This window comes from Streptomyces sp. NPDC017943, assembly GCF_044328425.1.
Lineage (GTDB): Bacteria > Actinomycetota > Actinomycetes > Streptomycetales > Streptomycetaceae > Streptomyces > Streptomyces djakartensis_A.
Genome location: NZ_JBIRHH010000002.1, coordinates 743,321 through 759,046, shown reverse-complemented (window position 1 = coordinate 759,046; position 15,726 = coordinate 743,321). Strand labels below are relative to the sequence as shown.

The 15,726-nt window shown below is 73.8% G+C and carries 14 protein-coding genes and 2 pseudogenes; 13 read left to right on the top strand and 3 right to left on the bottom strand.

What is annotated here, in order from left to right:
* Position 1: 1 nt before the first annotated feature.
* Both ACH4C6_RS08410 and ACH4C6_RS08405 read left to right on the top strand, forming a co-directional pair.
* On the top strand, positions 2–1,570 hold the full coding sequence (locus ACH4C6_RS08410; RefSeq protein ID WP_398107735.1) for an amidohydrolase: 1,569 nt from the start codon (positions 2–4) through the stop codon (positions 1,568–1,570).
* Between the two features lie 89 nt (positions 1,571–1,659).
* Entirely contained in the window at positions 1,660–1,983 is a 324-nt protein-coding gene (locus tag ACH4C6_RS08405) for a deoxyxylulose-5-phosphate synthase (RefSeq protein WP_398107734.1), read from the top strand.
* 14 nt (positions 1,984–1,997) lie between these two features.
* On the opposite strand, the gene ACH4C6_RS08400 is transcribed toward ACH4C6_RS08405, so the two are convergent.
* Complete coding sequence (locus ACH4C6_RS08400; RefSeq protein ID WP_398107733.1) at positions 1,998–4,001, bottom strand: serine/threonine-protein kinase; 2,004 nt, start codon at positions 3,999–4,001, stop codon at positions 1,998–2,000.
* A gap of 720 nt (positions 4,002–4,721) precedes the next feature.
* Between ACH4C6_RS08400 and ACH4C6_RS08395 the strand changes: the two genes are divergently transcribed.
* From ACH4C6_RS08395 to ACH4C6_RS08370, 6 genes are all read left to right on the top strand, one after another.
* A complete protein-coding gene (locus ACH4C6_RS08395) occupies positions 4,722–4,922 on the top strand; it encodes a hypothetical protein (protein WP_398107732.1) in 201 nt (66 codons plus the stop codon).
* Positions 4,923–4,943: 21 nt separating this feature from the next.
* Positions 4,944–5,792, top strand: a complete 849-nt coding sequence (locus ACH4C6_RS08390) for a serine hydrolase domain-containing protein (protein WP_398107731.1) — start codon at positions 4,944–4,946, stop codon at positions 5,790–5,792.
* A gap of 40 nt (positions 5,793–5,832) precedes the next feature.
* Entirely contained in the window at positions 5,833–6,039 is a 207-nt protein-coding gene (locus tag ACH4C6_RS08385) for a hypothetical protein (protein WP_398107730.1), read from the top strand.
* 134 nt (positions 6,040–6,173) lie between these two features.
* A complete protein-coding gene (panD, locus tag ACH4C6_RS08380) occupies positions 6,174–6,593 on the top strand; it encodes an aspartate 1-decarboxylase (RefSeq protein ID WP_398107729.1) in 420 nt (139 codons plus the stop codon).
* Between the two features lie 25 nt (positions 6,594–6,618).
* On the top strand, positions 6,619–6,963 hold the full coding sequence (locus ACH4C6_RS08375) for a GNAT family N-acetyltransferase (RefSeq protein WP_398107728.1): 345 nt from the start codon (positions 6,619–6,621) through the stop codon (positions 6,961–6,963).
* 247 nt (positions 6,964–7,210) lie between these two features.
* Positions 7,211–7,411 carry a hypothetical protein gene (locus ACH4C6_RS08370; RefSeq protein WP_398107727.1) on the top strand — a complete coding sequence of 67 codons (201 nt, stop codon included), beginning with the start codon at positions 7,211–7,213 and terminating at the stop codon, positions 7,409–7,411.
* A 482-nt stretch (positions 7,412–7,893) separates the two neighbouring features.
* Here the strand turns inward: ACH4C6_RS08370 and gndA are convergent, their stop codons facing one another.
* A complete protein-coding gene (gndA, locus tag ACH4C6_RS08365; RefSeq protein ID WP_398107726.1) occupies positions 7,894–9,333 on the bottom strand; it encodes an NADP-dependent phosphogluconate dehydrogenase in 1,440 nt (479 codons plus the stop codon).
* A gap of 348 nt (positions 9,334–9,681) precedes the next feature.
* Here gndA and ACH4C6_RS08360 point away from each other — a divergent pair.
* Positions 9,682–9,972, top strand: a pseudogene (locus ACH4C6_RS08360) (transglycosylase family protein); the annotation flags it as partial.
* A gap of 189 nt (positions 9,973–10,161) precedes the next feature.
* A pseudogene (locus tag ACH4C6_RS08355) lies at positions 10,162–10,947 on the top strand (peptidoglycan DD-metalloendopeptidase family protein); the annotation flags it as partial.
* Here ACH4C6_RS08355 and ACH4C6_RS08350 read toward each other — a convergent pair.
* Positions 10,937–12,208 carry a DMT family transporter gene (locus tag ACH4C6_RS08350; protein WP_398107725.1) on the bottom strand — a complete coding sequence of 424 codons (1,272 nt, stop codon included), beginning with the start codon at positions 12,206–12,208 and terminating at the stop codon, positions 10,937–10,939. The pseudogene ACH4C6_RS08355 and the gene ACH4C6_RS08350 overlap by 11 nt on opposite strands.
* A gap of 210 nt (positions 12,209–12,418) precedes the next feature.
* On the opposite strand from ACH4C6_RS08350, the gene ACH4C6_RS08345 reads away from it, so the two are divergent.
* From ACH4C6_RS08345 to glgC, 3 genes are read left to right on the top strand one after another with little or no spacing between them, the layout of a single operon-like run.
* Positions 12,419–13,174, top strand: a complete 756-nt coding sequence (locus tag ACH4C6_RS08345; RefSeq protein WP_398107724.1) for a (2Fe-2S)-binding protein — start codon at positions 12,419–12,421, stop codon at positions 13,172–13,174.
* A gap of 39 nt (positions 13,175–13,213) precedes the next feature.
* Complete coding sequence (glgA, locus tag ACH4C6_RS08340) at positions 13,214–14,365, top strand: glycogen synthase (RefSeq protein ID WP_398107723.1); 1,152 nt, start codon at positions 13,214–13,216, stop codon at positions 14,363–14,365.
* Positions 14,366–14,417: 52 nt separating this feature from the next.
* Positions 14,418–15,641, top strand: coding sequence for a glucose-1-phosphate adenylyltransferase (gene glgC / locus ACH4C6_RS08335; protein ID WP_333936389.1), 1,224 nt, complete (start codon positions 14,418–14,420; stop codon positions 15,639–15,641).
* The last annotated feature ends 85 nt before the right edge of the window (positions 15,642–15,726 follow it).

Sequence of the window (15,726 nt, the reverse complement as noted above, 5' to 3'; positions counted from 1 at the left end):
GGTGCTCTGCACCCGGCTGACCAACGCCCGTTTCCTCACCATGGATCCGGACCACCCGGTCGCCCACGACCTGGGCGTCTGGCGGGGCCGGATCGTGGGACTCGACGAGGCCGTGACCTCGCTGCCCGCCCGCGAGGTGATCGACCTGCAGGGCGCCACGGTCCTGCCCGGCTTCGTCGACGCCCATGTGCACCTGGCCTGGACGGGCCTGAAGCAGACCACCCCGAGCATCGCCGGCCGCACCCGCGTCGACGACGTCCTCGCCGACGTGGCCGAGGCCGTGGCCCGCAGCCGGGGCCCCGGCGACTGGGTGAGCATCGCCGGCTACGACCAGCGGGCCCTGGGCCGCCACCTGACCGCCGCCGAGCTCGACCGGGTCAGCGACGGGCGCAAGCTCTACGTGCTGCACGACTCCGGGCACGGCTGCGTCGTCAACAGCGCCGTCCTGGACCTGCTGCCCGCCGACGTCCCGCACGACGACGGCTTCCTCGCCGAACAGGCCATGGGCGCCGCCCGCGCCCTGCGCCCGCCCTGGTCCCAGCGGGACCTGGCCGACGCGATCGGCCGCGCCGCCCGCACCTGCCTGGCCGAGGGCATCACCGCATGCGCCGAGGCCGGCATCGGCGGCACCCTGTTCGGCCACAGCCCCGTCGAGCTCGGCGCCTACCAACTGGCGCGGGACGAAGGGCTGTTGCCGCTGCGCGTCCAGCTCATGGTGTCCGCGGACCGGCTGCGCCCCGTCGCCGCGCACGAGGACGACGGCATCCCCGCCGCCCTCGACCTCGGGCTGCGCACCGGCTTCGGCGACGACCGGCTCTCCGTCGGCGCCCTGAAGATCTACACCGACGGCGGCATGATGGCCCGGACGGCCGCGCTGACGACCCCCTACGAAGGGCTCGGCCACGCCGGCCAGTTGCAGGACGACCCGGACGCCCTCACGGGGCTCGTCGTCGACGGGCACCTCGCCGGCTGGCAGCTCGCCGTGCACGCGATCGGCGACCGCGCCGCCGACCTCGCCCTGGACGCCATCGAACACGCCCAGCGGCTCCGCCCCCGGCCCGGCGCCCGGCACCGCATCGAGCACGCCGGGCTGATCCGCCCCGACCAGCTGCCGCGCTTCGCACGCCTCGGCGTCACGGCCGTCGTCCAGCCGGCCTTCCTGCGGTACTTCGGCGACGACTACGCCACGATCATGGGCGAGGAGCGGGCCCCCTGGCTCTACCGGGGCAGGGCGTTCCTGGACCACGGCATCCCCCTGGTGGGCAGCTCGGACCGGCCCGTCGCCGACGGATCACCCCTGCGCGCCGTCCAGTTCATGGTCGAACGGGCCTCCACGTCCGGCCGGCTCATCGGCCCGGACGAGGGCATCACCGTGGACGAGGCCCTGCACGCCTACACCGTCGCCGGGGCCCGTGCCTGCCACTGGGAGCACACCCTGGGCAGCCTCACCCCGGGCAAACGCGCCGACCTCGCCGTCCTCGGCGACGACCCGACCCGCGTCGACCCCTCGCGCATCGGCGGGATCGAGGTCGTGCAGACCTGGGTCGACGGCCGCCCGGCGGGCCCGTAGGGCAATCCCCGGGTCCGCCTCGCCCCCCGGGCGGGGCCGGCTGATGAAAAGAGTTCGAACCCGCCGTTTCCCCTGGCTAGGCTGCCGCCATGGGCCACGCGAAGACCTCCTACGTCTGCCTTCCCTGCCGGGCGTCGTACAAGCAGCCGTACGACCCGGACAGGGCGCGGCCGTGCCCTCGCTGCGCGCGGCTCCTGGTCCACGTGGGCTCCGCCTTCGCCGCACCCCGCCGCCGCGACACCGCGGCCTGGCGCACGCTCTCCGTGCTGCTGCACGCCGGCGTCCGCTTCCACAAGAGCTGCTGCGGCGGGCCCGGTTACCGGCCCCGCACACCGAGGGAGGTGCGGGAGCGGATGACCCACGCCGCGCGCACGGGGGAGCCCTTCGCACGGGCTCTCGTCCGGCTCCTCTGACCGAGGAGATCCGCTCAGGACGGGCAGTCGCCCCGCGTGGTGGCCGTGCCCCAGCGGACCATCAGATATCCGGACGCGCCGATCTCGGCCACGGCGTAACGGGAGTACGGCCAAGCGCTCCCGGCCCTCTCCCGTTCGCCGACCAGGGCCCGGCACGCCACGCCGGCGGCCGGCGCCGCCCAGGCCTCGACCTGACTCTGGTTCCACTGCAGGTACTCGGACCAGACGTACATCGCCGAACTGCCGGGATCGAAGCCGACCTTGATGTGGTCGTGGCCCAGCACCCGGTCCGTGCCCAGCGTCCCGCGCCTCCTGTTGGTCCCCGCGATGATCTCCTTGGCGGTGGCGTCCGCGACCCGGATCTCCGCGTCGTCGCTGCTGGGGATCATCGCCTGCCCGAGCCCTTCCTGACTGGGCTGCCAGGCCTGCGCGCCGTCACCGGCCCCGCCCGTCTCGTCGCCGCCGGCCGCCGGACACGCCGTGCCGTTGCCGAAGCCGTCCTGCCAGGTCACCCGCGGCTCGCGGCCCTGCTCCTCCTCGACCATGACGTACGTGCGGTACGGGAGGTCCGGGTGCTGCCCCAGGACGACGTCGCGCAGGGTCAGGCACAGCGACCCGGCGATCTCCGTCTCCGCGAGCAGCGTCCCCTGCTCGTCGGAGGAGAGCCGGTAGGAGAGGTAGACCTCGCGGCGTGACGCGTCGAAGCGCACGGCCCCCGGAGCGAAGTCGACGCCGTCACCGAGCTGTTCCGCCTCGACCCCCTGGTCGTGCAGCACCGCGCGCGCCACGTCGTGTTCCGCCGCGCCCTGAGCCGCCCGCGCCCGGTCCCAGCTCGCCGCGTTCGCCGAACCGGTGCCCTCGTCCTGCTGTCTCGCCTTGCCGTTCCCCTGCGCGGTGTTCCCCGTGGCCCGTCCGGCCCCGGCGGTCGTCGGCGGCGAGGCCGAGGCCGCGGACGAGCGACGGTCGCCGCCGCTGTCGCCGGGCAGCAGCGCCGCGACCCCGCCGGCCAGCCCGCCGACGACACCCGCCGCGAGGGCGACGGTGGCCAGCACCCGCTTGCGGGACCGGCGCGGGTCCGACGGAACCTGCCAGGTGGGGTCGTCGGCGGGGGGTATCTCCCACGCGGCCGTGATCATGTCGCCGGGCGCCGGGGCCGCACCCGCACCGGCGGCCTGGGTGACCTGGGAGGCCAGCAGCGCCGCACACTCCTCGGCGGCCTCGACCGCTGCCGGACGGTCACCGGGCTCCTGGACGAGCGCCTTCTCCACGACGCGGCGCAGGAGCACGGGGACACCGTCGAGGTCGGCCTCGCCGGACATCACACGGAAGGCGACCACATCGGGTGCACCGGCCCCGAACGGCAGCCGCCCGGTGGCCGCGTAGGCGACCAGCGCCGCCCACGCGAACATGTCACCCGCCGGACCGGCGCTGCCCTGCCGGTACTGCTCGGGGCTGATCCAGCCGGGGGTGCCGGTCATCACCCCCGTCCGGGTGAGACTGGTCCCGTCCGCGGCGTGCGCGATGCCGAAGTCCAGCAGCCGGGGCCCGGCGGGCGTGAGCAGCACGTTCTGCGGCTTCACGTCGCGGTGCACCACCCCCGCGGCGTGGATGGCGGCGAGGGCCTGCGCGGTGGCGGCCGCGAAGGCGTACGGGCCTCCGTCCGTCAGCGGCCCGTGCGCGTGCACGTGCTCCGTCAGCGTCGGCCCCGGGACGTAGGCGGTCGCGAGCCACGGCGTCGGCGCGTCCGGATCGGCGGCCAGCAGGGGAACCACGTGCGGTCCGGTGACACGCGAGGACAGCTCGACCTCGCGCCGGAACCGGGCCCGGAACTCCGGATCCTGGGCCTGCTCCGGGTGGATCACCTTGACCGCGACGCGCAGCCCGTCCGGGGCGACGCCGGCGTGGACGGTACCCATGCCGCCCGCACCGAGACGGCCGACGATGCGGTAGGGGCCGATGCGGACCGGGTCACCCGGACGAGCCGGCTGCACCCTTCCGCCGGAGCCGATTGCGCTCACGAACACTTCCTTGCGACGAAGAGACGATCCGGACCGGGGGAGAGGCGACGACGGTCCGGTCCGGGCAAACGGGCCTGCGCGCACGCCGGTTAAACGCATGGGTTGGGCGCCATGCGCCCTGTTCGGTGCGGGCCCTGGGGGGCACGGGTTCGGTACGGCCGTGCTCAACCGCCCGTAGCGCGCGCCTTCCACCCCTGCGGCATCCCGGTCATGGCGTCCAACGGCTGCTCGTACACGGCACTGCCCCGTCGCATCGTGGTCCCTCCCCGGCCCTCGACGTGTGCGAGGTGAGCCTATGCGGCTTTCCGCCCGGAGGTGGCCGGAACTGTGCCTTCGCGTAGCGGCGGCCTCTCGTACCAGGACGCGCGCAGCATCGAGTGCTCAAAGAGTCGGCTACCTGCCTGCCAGTGCGGATCAACGGCGGGCCGTACCTCATAACTGCGCCGTTCGCGGATGCCCGTGCGAGCACGGGGTACGTCGGTGTCACTCGACGTTGCGTGAGAACCTTCGGGTGACGCCAAATGGTTTACGTCGCAACGAAGTTGCTTGTGATTCGAGTCACGGGAAGGGCCCTCCGGCCAGCTCACGACACTAAACTCGCGAGTAACGAAATGATGCGGGTGACGCGTCGACGCCGCGATTGACCACCGCTGCCGGCGTGCCCGCTTTGACCTGTTGTGCCGCCATCCGCACAACACGTGGGCCTGCCCCACCAGTTTCGTGTCGATCGCGTACTTCATGGGGCTGACCGGCTTCGCCCTGACGATGATCGCGTGCGATCTGGTCTTCCTGTCCGGCGCACTCGACCGTGCGCTGCTGTGGGTCCGGGGCAGGATCCCCGGGTCCCGGGCGTCCCGGTCGGGCCGGACGTCTCGGGCGGACACGACGCAGCCGACCACGCCCCAAGCCGAACTCGTCTGACCGACAGGAGCGACAGACAGCATGCCCACCCCTCTCTGCCTGTTGGGCGGTGCCGGTGTCGAGGACCGGGCCGCCCACGGCCACGACCGGGACCGGTTCGTGGAAATCGGTTCTCTCAGCAAGGTGTTCACGGGAACCGTCCTGGCCCAACTGGCGAGGGAAGGGGTCGTCGGCCTCGACACTCCGCTGGAGGAGTGCCTGGAGGAGGTGCCCGCCGGGACGGGCATCACCCTCCGGCACCTCGCCGAGCACACCTCGGGCCTGCCGCGTCTGCCGCCCGGTCCCGCCGGTCCGCCCGACGACCCGTACGCCACCTTCACCGAACAGGCTCTGCGCGCCTCGCTGCGCGAGCTGGACAGGGTGGCCACGGGCCCGCTGGGCACGGAGGAATACTCCAACCTGGGGTACGCCGTCCTCGGGCACGCCCTCACGACGGTCACGGGACGCTCGTACCAGCAACTCGTGGACGATCACGTCCTGCTCCCGCTGGGTCTCGACGCGGGTGCCGTGACCGCGCTGCCCCCGCAGGAAAAGCGGCTCGTCCCACGGGGGCTGTTCGGCCGGCCCCGCCCCCTCTGGACGTTGACCGGGCCGATCCTGCCGGCCGGCGGGCTGTGGTCCACCTGCCGAACCCTGTCCGACGTCGTGGTCGGACTGCTCGTCGAACAACGGCTGGGCCCGCCCGCCCCCAGCTGGCAGCGGAGCGCCCCGATCACGTGGCACAACGGCGCCACGCGCGGATCGTCCGTCGTGGCCGCCGCGCACGACGACGGCCGCTGGATCGTCCTGCACCGCCTGGGCGGCGCGGACCGCACCGACCGCCTCGCCGGGGAGATCCTCCTCGCAGCTCCCGCGCCGCACGGCGCCTGAACACCGACACCACCACCACGAGAGGGCCACGAGAGACGTCATGAGGATCGTCTGGTTCGCCTGGCCGGCACAGCATGCCGACGAATACGGCTACAGCGACGGGCCGTTGCGCGCCTCGATCGGAACGGGCGCGGTACTGGTGACCGCCGCGCTGTTCTGGTTCGCGCTGCACCGCAACCGGCCCGCCGCCATGGCCGCCGTCGGCCTCACCTGCGCCCTGGGCATCGGATGGCTGGCCTTCCACTGAGAGAAGGACGCTCATGACGGACGCCGGGGGCCGGCTCGGAGGCCTGGTCGAACAAGCGAGTCGTGAGTACTGTTCGACGACCGCCCTTGACTTGCAGACAGCAAGCAGGGAGCAGACGAACCGGGAGTTCCTCCATGCTGCGCACCATGTTCAAGTCCAAGATCCACCGCGCCACCGTCACCCAGGCCGACCTGCACTACGTCGGTTCCGTGACCATCGACGCCGATCTGCTCGATGCCGCCGACCTGCTGCCCGGCGAGCTCGTGCACATCGTCGACATCACCAACGGCGCCCGGCTGGAGACGTACGTCATCGAGGGCGAGCGCGGATCCGGGGTCATCGGGATCAACGGGGCCGCCGCCCACCTCGTCCACCCCGGCGACCTGGTCATCCTGATCAGCTACGCCCAGGTGACGGACGCCGAGGCGCGGGCACTCGTCCCCAAGGTCGTCCACGTGGACGGCCGGAACAGGATCGTGACCCTCGGCGCCGACCCCTCCGCGCCCGTGCCGGACTCGGACCAGCGGCGCAGCCCGCACGCGGTCGGCGCCTGAGGGCACCCGAAGGAGAGGCGTGTCCATGAGCGAGCCGGAGATCCGCGACGACCGCCCGGCGGGCCGGCTGGAGGCCCTCGTCGACGGTGAAGTCGTGGGCCGCATCGAGTACTTCGAACTGGACCGCCCCGAGCGCGCCCTCGTGCCCGTGCACACCGTCGTGGAGCCGGCGCACGAGGGGCAGGGCATCGCGGGGGCACTGGCCCGCGAGCTCTACGCCCTCGCCGGACGCGAGCACAGCGCGGTCGCCCCGCTGTGCTCCTACGTCGCCAAGTGGGCCGAGCGCCACCCCGACGAGGCCCCCGCGGCCCGTCCGGAGCTGCTCGATGCCGCGAAGGACTGGCTGCGCGCCCACCCGGACCGCTTCTGACACGCGCGGTGGCCGCCCCGCCGGTGCGCCGGGGAGTCCCGGCAGGGCCTCACCGGTCACCGGACACCGGCCACCGGACGGTCGCCAGGTCGAGCACCCTCGCCGGTCACCGGGGCGGTCGCCGGGTCGAGCACTCTCGCCAGCCACCGGAGGCATCGCCGGTTGGAGCACCCGGCGCCGCGGTCGCCTCCCGCCGCGGTCGCGTCCGGCACCGCTGTCGTGTCCGGCACCGCTGTCGTGTCCGGCTGTGTCCCACACCGCTGTCGTGCCCGTCGCGGTGACCGTGTCCGTCGCGGCGGTCGCGCCCATCGCCCCGGCCGCTCCCGCCGGCCTGCCGTCCGCGCCGCGTCCGGCGACCGCGCTCGGCGTCCGCGCCGCCTCCCGCGACCGCACTCTCCGCCCCCGCCGCTACCCCACCTGGTCGCCTCCCCGTCCCGCTGGCGAGTGACTGCGCACCGCGGTGCCGGGTAGGCGGGGGAGTAGTCCAGAGCCGGAGTCGAGCCAGTGGCTGGAGGACCAGATGACGAACCCGTATCCCGATCCGGTGCCCCCCGCACCGACCCCGGGCCCGGATCCGCAGCAGCCGGATCCCCCGGGCCCCGACCCCGTGCCCGACCCGCAGCCGCCGCCCGGCCCCGAGCCGACGCCGCCCCCGCCGTCGCCCACCCCGCCGCCGGGGCCGACGCCGCCGGGACCCCCGGGGCCCGACCCGGTGCCCGGGCCCGACCCGTCCCCGATCCCCCCGGGACCGGAGCCCGTACCCAGCCCCGAGCCCGGCCCGCCCCTGTCCTGAGGCACAGCCCGCGGCACATCGGCACGTCGGATACCCCGGGCACGGCACAGGGCACGGCACGCGAAGGGGCCGGTGGACGCCCGTCGGCAGGGCGGTCCACCGGCCCCTCGCCGGTGCCCGTGCGGCGGCTCCGGCCGCTACGCCGTGACTTCCGACCGGTCCCCGCCCCACAGCGTGTGGAACGACCCTTCCCGGTCCACCCGGCGGTAGGTGTGCGCGCCGAAGAAGTCCCGCTGCCCCTGCGTCAGCGCCGCCGGCAGCCGCTCCGCCCGCAGCGCGTCGTAGTAGGCGAGCGCCGCCGCGAAGCCGGGCGTGGGCACGCCCTGGCGGGTCGCGGCGACCAGCACCTCGCGCCAGTCGTCCTGGGCGTCCGCGATCTCCCGGGCGAACGTCTCGTCCGACAGCAGGCTCGGCAGGTCCGGCCGCGCGTCGTACGCCGCGCGGATCCGGTCCAGGAACGCCGCGCGGATGATGCAGCCGCCCCGCCACAGCGCGGACACCGCGCCGAGGTCGATGTCCCAGTCGTACTCCTGGCTGCCGGCGGCGATCTCGTGGAAGCCCTGCGTGTACGAGACGATCTTCGAGGCGTACAGCGCCTGCTCGACCCGGTCCGCGAACGCCCGCGCCTCCGCCTCGCCCATCGGCTGCGCCTGCGGGCCGGCCAGCCCGCGCGAGGCCTCGCGCAGCGCCGCGTGGCCCGACAGCGACCGGGCGAACACCGCCTCGGCGATGCCCGACACCGGCACGCCCAGGTCCAGGGCGATCTGGACGGTCCAGCGGCCGGTGCCCTTCTGCTCGGCCTGGTCCACCACGACGTCCACGAACGGCTTGCCCGTCTCCGCGTCGACGTGCGACAGGACCTCGGCGGTGATCTCGATCAGGTAGGAGTCCAGGCGGCCGGTGTTCCAGGTGCGGAAGATGTCCGCGATCTCGGCGGGCGAGTACCCGGCGACGTCGCGCAGCAGCTGGTAGGCCTCGCCGATCAGCTGCATGTCCGCGTACTCGATGCCGTTGTGCACCATCTTCACGAAGTGCCCGGCACCGTCCGGCCCGACGTGGGAGACACACGGTGTGCCGTCGGCCGCCTTGGCCGAGATCTTCTCCAGCATCGGCCCGAGCGAGTCGTAGGACTCCTTCGGGCCGCCCGGCATGATGCTCGGGCCGTTCAGCGCGCCCTCCTCGCCGCCGGAGACGCCCATGCCGACGAAGTGGATGCCCTGCTCGCGCAGGTCCCGCTCACGGCGCCGGGTGTCCGCGAAGTGCGCGTTGCCACCGTCGATGATCATGTCGCCGGGCTCCAGCAGCGGCGCGAACTCCTGGATCACCGCGTCCGTGGGGTCACCGGCCTTGACCATGACGACCAGCCGCCGGGGCCGCTCCAGCGCCGCCACGAAGTCCTTCGCGCTCTCGCACGCGACGAAATCGCCCTCGCCGCCGAACTCCTCGACCAGGGCGTGGGTGCGCGAGGGCGTCCGGTTGTGCACCGCGACCGTGTAGCCGTTGCGGGCGAAGTTGCGGGCGAGGTTGCGGCCCATGACCGCGAGGCCCGTGACGCCGATCTGCGCTGTACTGCTCATTCGGTTCGCTCCTGAAGACCTAGGTGTCGGTGCCGCCGGTGGTGCCCGCCGGCCTGGTCCGTCCGACCATCCTGACGTGCCGCTGTGCCGTCCGCACGCGCGGGTCGCACGAGCCGCGCAGGCAGATACGCACGAGGGGCCCCGCGGTACTCAGCGGTCGTACGCGCACCCGCGCGCGCCGCACCCGCGCACCGCGTGCCGCAGGGGGTGCACGGCCGGGGCGCGCGTCGCGCAACTGGGGCCGCATATCGGCCATTCGGGCCTCCGCGCGGCCGATTGGCGTCTTGTTCCGGCCGGTTCGCAGCGCTTACTTTTGCCCCTCCTGACGCATGTCTAGGGGGGCTCCCGATGGCCGTACGCGGCCGGCACCGCCGGTATCAGCCGAACAGGATCAACCGCGCCTCGCTCACCGTCACGGCAGGCGGCGCCGGCATGGCGCTGCCGTTCATGGGCGCGTCGGCAGCCCAGGCGGCGGACGTCAGCACCTGGAACAAGGTCGCCGCCTGCGAGTCCAGCGGCAACTGGAGCATCAACACCGGCAACGGCTTCTACGGCGGGCTGCAGTTCACGCAGTCCACGTGGGAGGCCTACGGAGGCCGGACCTACGCGGCCCGCGCGGACCTGGCCTCCAAGGACCAGCAGATCGCCGTCGCGGAGAAGGTGCTGGACGGGCAGGGGCCGGGTGCCTGGCCGGCCTGCTCGGTCCGCGCCGGACTGACCCGGGGCGGAGGCGAGCCCGACATCCGCCCGGCCGCCGGGCGCGCGCAGCACAAGGACGCCCAGCGGAAGGAGACGCGGCAGGAGACGCGGAAGAAGACGTCCATCGAGGACGTCCGGCCGCAGGCGACGCCGCAGTCCCGCGCGGGCAACGCCGAGATGTACACGGTGGTCCGCGGCGACACCCTCTCCGGCATCGCCGGCGAGCACGAGGTGCGGGGCGGCTGGCGCGGGCTGTACACCGCCAACCGCGCGACCGTGGGCGACGACCCCGACCTGATCGTGCCGGGCCAGCGGCTCGCGCTGCGCGGCGAGGGCGCGACGCGGACGCGGCCCGTGCCGCGGCCGGCCGAGAAGGCGCACCCCGCGCCCCAGAAGCCGGCGAAGCCGGCGAAGGAGCGGGCACGGGACGGGGCGAAGAAGCAGGACAGGGCCCAGGACCGGCACAAGGAGGCGGGCAAGGAACGCGCCGCACGGTCCAACGGCACCCGCCACGGCCTCGTCGCCCCGGTCGGCGCCTCCCCTGGCACGCCCTACCGCAAGGCGGGTTCCGCCTGGTCGAAGGGCTACCACACCGGTGTCGACTTCCCCGTCCCCACGGGTACGACCGTCAAGTCCGTCGCGGCGGGCAGCGTGGTCAGCGCCGGGTGGGGCGGCTCGTACGGCTACCAGGTCGTCATCCGGCACTCCGACGGCCGCTACAGCCAGTACGCGCACCTGTCGGCGATCTCCGTGCGCGACGGGCAGTCGGTGAGTGCCGGCCAGCGCATCGGCCGCTCCGGTTCCACGGGCAACAGCTCGGGCCCGCATCTGCACTTCGAGGTGCGGACGGGGCCCGGTTTCGGTTCGGACGTCGACCCCGTGGCGTACCTCAGGGCCGGCGGCGTCACGATCTGACGCGCGTGCGGTGCCGGTCGAGCACCGGCAGCGGGACGTACGGGATGCCGTAGAACGGGGCGTAGGGCAGCGGGCGTTCGTCGTCGGGCTCCGCCGGCGGCTGCCCGCTCCCGGGCGCCGCGTCGGGGGAGGCCCGCGGGGCCGCGGGGCCCGGCACCAGTACGTCCTCGACGAGCAACGGCCCCGCCGCGCGCCTGTCTTCCACCCCGGCCGCGCCGACCGCCCCGCTCCCGCTCTTCCTCAGCCCGCCACCGCCGACACGCTCGGGCACCCCGCCCACCCCGACCGGCTCGGTCAGGTCCGCGGGGCTGTCGGGCACGCCGCCCACGGCGACCGGCTCCGGCAGGTCGGCGGGACTGTCAGGCACCCCGCCACCGCCGACACGCTCGGGCACGCCGCCCACGCCGCCCACGGCGACCGGCTCCGGCTGCTCCTGCGCCAGCCGCTCCGTCGTCAGCAGGATCAGACCACCCGCCGCCACCACACCGCAGCTCAGCGCGAGCGCCGTGCCGGTCGTGCCGTAGCGGAAGCTCTCGCCGAACATCGTGATGCCGACCGCGGCCGCCACCACGGGGTTGACGACCGTCAGGGTGGCCAGCGGGGCCGCGAGCCCGGCACCCCGGTAGGAGGCCTGGGAGAGCAGCATGCCGGCCGTCGCCAGGACGCCGATCACCGCGAGGGACGGCACGTCCGCCGCCGAGACGCCGCCCGTCCAGTCGACCGCGACGGTCTTGGTGAACACCGAGGACATGCCGAAGGCGATGCCGGAAGCGGTCGCCAGCAGCATGCTCCGCACCGCCGGGTGCCGGTGCGCGGTCCGGGCCGCGACCATCAGCGCCACGACCACGCCCGCGGTCACGAGGGCGACGGCCACCCGCTCCGCCCCGCTCAGCGACTGCGCGTCGGACGCGGCGACCAGGGACAGCAGACCGGCGAGCCCGACCGTCGCCATGATCGCGCCCCGCCACGCCGTGGCCCCCGCCCTGCGGCCGACGAACAGCGCCGCCATCGGCAGCGCCACCACGATGGTCAGCGCGCCCAGCGGCTGCACCAGGCTCAGCGGGCCGTAGGCCAGCGCCACCACGTGCAGCAGACCGCCCAGGCCGTTCAGCGCGACCGCCGCCCACCATCCCGGCCGGCGCAGCGGAGCGTACTGCTCGCCCGGCGAGGACTCCGCCACCCGCTCCTGCACGATCGCCCCGCCCGCGTAGGCGAACGCGGACACCAGCGACAGCAGGACGGACAACGCGAGGGCGCTCATCGGCTGCTCCTCTGCGTGAGGCGGGGGCGCTCGGCCCGGCGCGGCGAATGGTCGGCTTTCATGTCCAACACCCTGCCGTGTCCGGGTCTTCCCGTCGTCGTCCCTGAGCACTCATTGGGTCCTACTGCCGATGGAGTAGGGGCCTGGCCCCGTCATCCCCTGGGTGGGCGCCCCGGGTAGGGGGTCCCCGGGCAGCGTCCCTGAGGGGCCTTGGTACTACTGCTCTTCGTGGACCTCGACCCCGACCTCGCCGCGCTCCGCCCGCTCGGCGGCTTCTTCGTGCTGCGCACGGACGGAGCACGAGCGGACTCCCTTCCCACTCTGGCACAGGCATACGCCGTCACGGCACCCGATCTGCCCGGAAATCCCCTGCTTTCTCGGCTGCGGAAGGTCGCCGCCGCCCTGGGCACCCGCGAGATGCGCGTCGCCGCGTCCGTGACCCATCAGGGACTGGCCGCCCGGCTCTGGTCCGTCGCCCTCGGCAGCGCCGTGCTCTACGGCGCCGTGCCGGTACTGGACGCCGGGGCCCTGCGCTGGGACCCCGACGCCGGCGCCCCCGACGACCTGCGGCTGGCCGGCGTACGGGCGTTGCCCGCGGACGCGGCGACGGTCGAGGACGTCGTCCTGCGCGGGCATCTGGACCCCCTGGCGACGGCCCTGGCCGCCCACGGGCGCCTCGCCCCGGGCCTGCTGCGCGGCAACGCCGCCTCCGCGCTGGCCGGAGCGGCCCGCGAGCTCGACCGCTGGGCCCGGCGGCACGGCCGTGCCGACGTGTCCGCCCGGGCCGGCTCGCTGGCCGCCGAACTCCTCGGCCGTCCCGCGCTCGCGGGAGCCGGAACGCTCACCGGCACGGCCTTCCGGCGGCGCAGCTGCTGCCTGTACTACCGGGTCCCCGGCGGGGGCGTCTGCGGCGACTGCTGCTTCCCGAGGCCGCCCCGCTCTTCCGCCCGCGGCGCTTGTGGGTGACCATGAAAGGGAACGGCCGCTGAGAGCAGGGAGTTGCGGGTGCGAGTGGGACTGCTGACCCGGGAGTACCCGCCGGATGTGTACGGCGGTGCGGGCGTCCATGTGGAGTTCCTCGCCCGGGAACTGAGACCGCTGGTCGATCTCGACGTGCACTGCTGGGGCGAGGGCCGCGCCGACGGCGTACGGCGGCACCGCTCCTGGTCCGCGCTGGACGGGGCCAACGACGCACTGCGCACCTTCTCGGTGGACCTGGCGATGGCCGCCGCCCTGGAAGGCCGCGAACTGGTCCACTCGCACACCTGGTACGCCAACCTCGGCGGTCATCTCGCCAAGCTGCTGTACGGCATCCCGCACGTGATGACCGCCCATTCCCTGGAGCCCCTGCGCCCCTGGAAGGCCGAGCAGCTCGGCGGCGGCTACGAGCTGTCCAGCTGGGCCGAGCGCACGGCGATCGAGGCCGCCGACGCGGTCGTCGCCGTCTCGGGGGCCATGCGCGAGGACATCCTGGGCTGCTACCCGGCGCTGGACCCGGGGCGCGTGCACGTGGTGCACAACGGCATCGACACCACCCTGTACCGGCCCGACCCCGGCACGGACGCCCTCGACCGGATCGGCCTGGACCGCTCCCGCCCGTACGTGCTGTTCGTCGGGCGCATCACCCGGCAGAAGGGCGTGCCGCACCTGCTGCGCGCGGTGCGCGACATCGACCCGGCCGCGCAGGTCGTGCTGTGCGCGGGTGCCCCGGACACCCCGGAGATCGACCAGGAGTTCCGTGAGCTGTTCGCGGAGCTGAGCGCGGTCCGCGACGGCGTGTTCTGGATCCCGAAGATGCTGCCCCGCCCGGAGGTGATCCAGCTCCTGACGCACGCGGCGCTCTTCGTCTGCCCCTCGGTGTACGAGCCGCTCGGCATCGTGAACCTGGAGGCGATGGCCTGCGGCACGCCCGTGGTCGCGTCGGCGGTCGGCGGTATCCCGGAGGTCGTCGACGACGGCGTGACGGGTCTGCTCGTCCCGGCCGGCGAGGGGTTCGAGGCCGGGCTCGCCCGGGCCATGGACACCGTCCTGGCCGATCCGCAGGCGGCGCGGGGCATGGGCGAGGCCGGGCGGGAGCGGGCGGTCGGCGAGTTCGGCTGGGACGCGGTGGCCCGCCGCACGGTGCGGCTGTACGAGGAGATCGTCAAACAGGCTTAGTGGGTACTGGTCAGGGGCAGGCATCGGGGAAATCGGCGTGAGGGGAGCGGCCATGCGTGGTGGTGGTGGTCCTTCGGTCCTGGGGATCGTGCTGGCGGGCGGTGAGGGCAAGCGGCTGATGCCCCTGACCACGGACCGCGCCAAACCGGCGGTGACCTTCGGCGGCACGTACCGCCTGGTCGACTTCGTCCTGTCCAACCTCGTCAACGCCGGCATCCTGCGCATCTGCGTCCTGACGCAGTACAAGTCGCACTCGCTGGACCGGCACATCACCACCACCTGGCGGATGTCCAACCTGCTGGGCAACTACGTCACGCCGGTCCCCGCCCAGCAGCGCCTGGGCCCCCGCTGGTACCTGGGCAGCGCCGACGCGATCCTGCAGTCGCTGAACCTGATCTACGACGAGCGCCCCGAGTACGTGGCCGTCTTCGGCGCCGACCACGTCTACCGCATGGATCCGCGCCAGATGCTGACCCAGCACATCGACAGCGGGGCGGGCGTGACGGTGGCCGGCATCCGGGTGCCGCGCACCGAGTCCTCCTCGTTCGGCGTGATCACGCCCGGCTCGGACGGGCAGACGGTGGAGCGCTTCCTGGAGAAGCCCACGGCCCCGCCCGGCCTGGCGGACGACCCGAACTGCGTGTTCGCCTCCATGGGCAACTACATCTTCACCACCAAGGCCCTCATCGAGGCGCTCAAGCGGGACGCGGAGGACGAGTCCTCCGTGCACGACATGGGCGGCTCGATCCTGCCCCAGCTCACCGACCGGGGCGAGGCCGCCCTCTACGACTTCAGCGCCAACCACGTCCCCGGCGAGACGAGCCGGGACCAGGGCTACTGGCGGGACGTCGGCACGCTGGACGCCTACTACGAGGCGCACATGGACCTGATCGCCGAGCGGCCCGCCTTCAACCTGTACAACCGCAGCTGGCCCATCTACACGCACTCGTACCAGCTCTCGCCGGCCCGGTTCAACGCCGGCGGCATCGCCAGCGAGTCCATCATCAGCGCGGGCTGCCTGGTCCGCGGCCAGGTGACGCGGTCGGTGCTGTCGCCGGGCGTGGTGGTCGACCCGGGTGCGGTGGTGCAGGGCTCGGTGCTGCACGACAACGTGCACGTGGGGCGGGGCGCGGTGGTGCGCGGCGCCGTCCTCGACAAGAACGTGGAGGTCCCGCCGGGCGCGACCATCGGCGTCAACCCCGAGCGGGACGCGGAGCTGTACACGGTCTCCAAGGGCGGCGTCATCGCCCTGGGCAAGGGGCAGCTGGTCACCTGACGAGACGGCGGACGGGACTTTGTCCTGCCTCTGGACGAAGCCCCGGATCCGTGTTGTCATGCCAACGTCTTGTACATGACAACGT

Bases quoted from the DNA above. Each gene is read 5' to 3' on its own strand.
- ACH4C6_RS08405 (WP_398107734.1), top strand. From the start codon at position 1,660: ATGGGCCACGCGAAGACCTCCTACGTCTGCCTTCCCTGCCGGGCGTCG.
- ACH4C6_RS08390 (WP_398107731.1), top strand. From the start codon at position 4,944: ATGCCCACCCCTCTCTGCCTGTTGGGCGGTGCCGGTGTCGAGGACCGG.
- ACH4C6_RS08385 (WP_398107730.1), top strand. From the start codon at position 5,833: ATGAGGATCGTCTGGTTCGCCTGGCCGGCACAGCATGCCGACGAATAC.
- panD (WP_398107729.1), top strand. From the start codon at position 6,174: ATGCTGCGCACCATGTTCAAGTCCAAGATCCACCGCGCCACCGTCACC.
- ACH4C6_RS08375 (WP_398107728.1), top strand. From the start codon at position 6,619: ATGAGCGAGCCGGAGATCCGCGACGACCGCCCGGCGGGCCGGCTGGAG.
- gndA (WP_398107726.1), bottom strand. From the start codon at position 9,333: ATGAGCAGTACAGCGCAGATCGGCGTCACGGGCCTCGCGGTCATGGGC.
- ACH4C6_RS08350 (WP_398107725.1), bottom strand. From the start codon at position 12,208: ATGAGCGCCCTCGCGTTGTCCGTCCTGCTGTCGCTGGTGTCCGCGTTC.
- glgC (WP_333936389.1), top strand. From the start codon at position 14,418: ATGCGTGGTGGTGGTGGTCCTTCGGTCCTGGGGATCGTGCTGGCGGGC.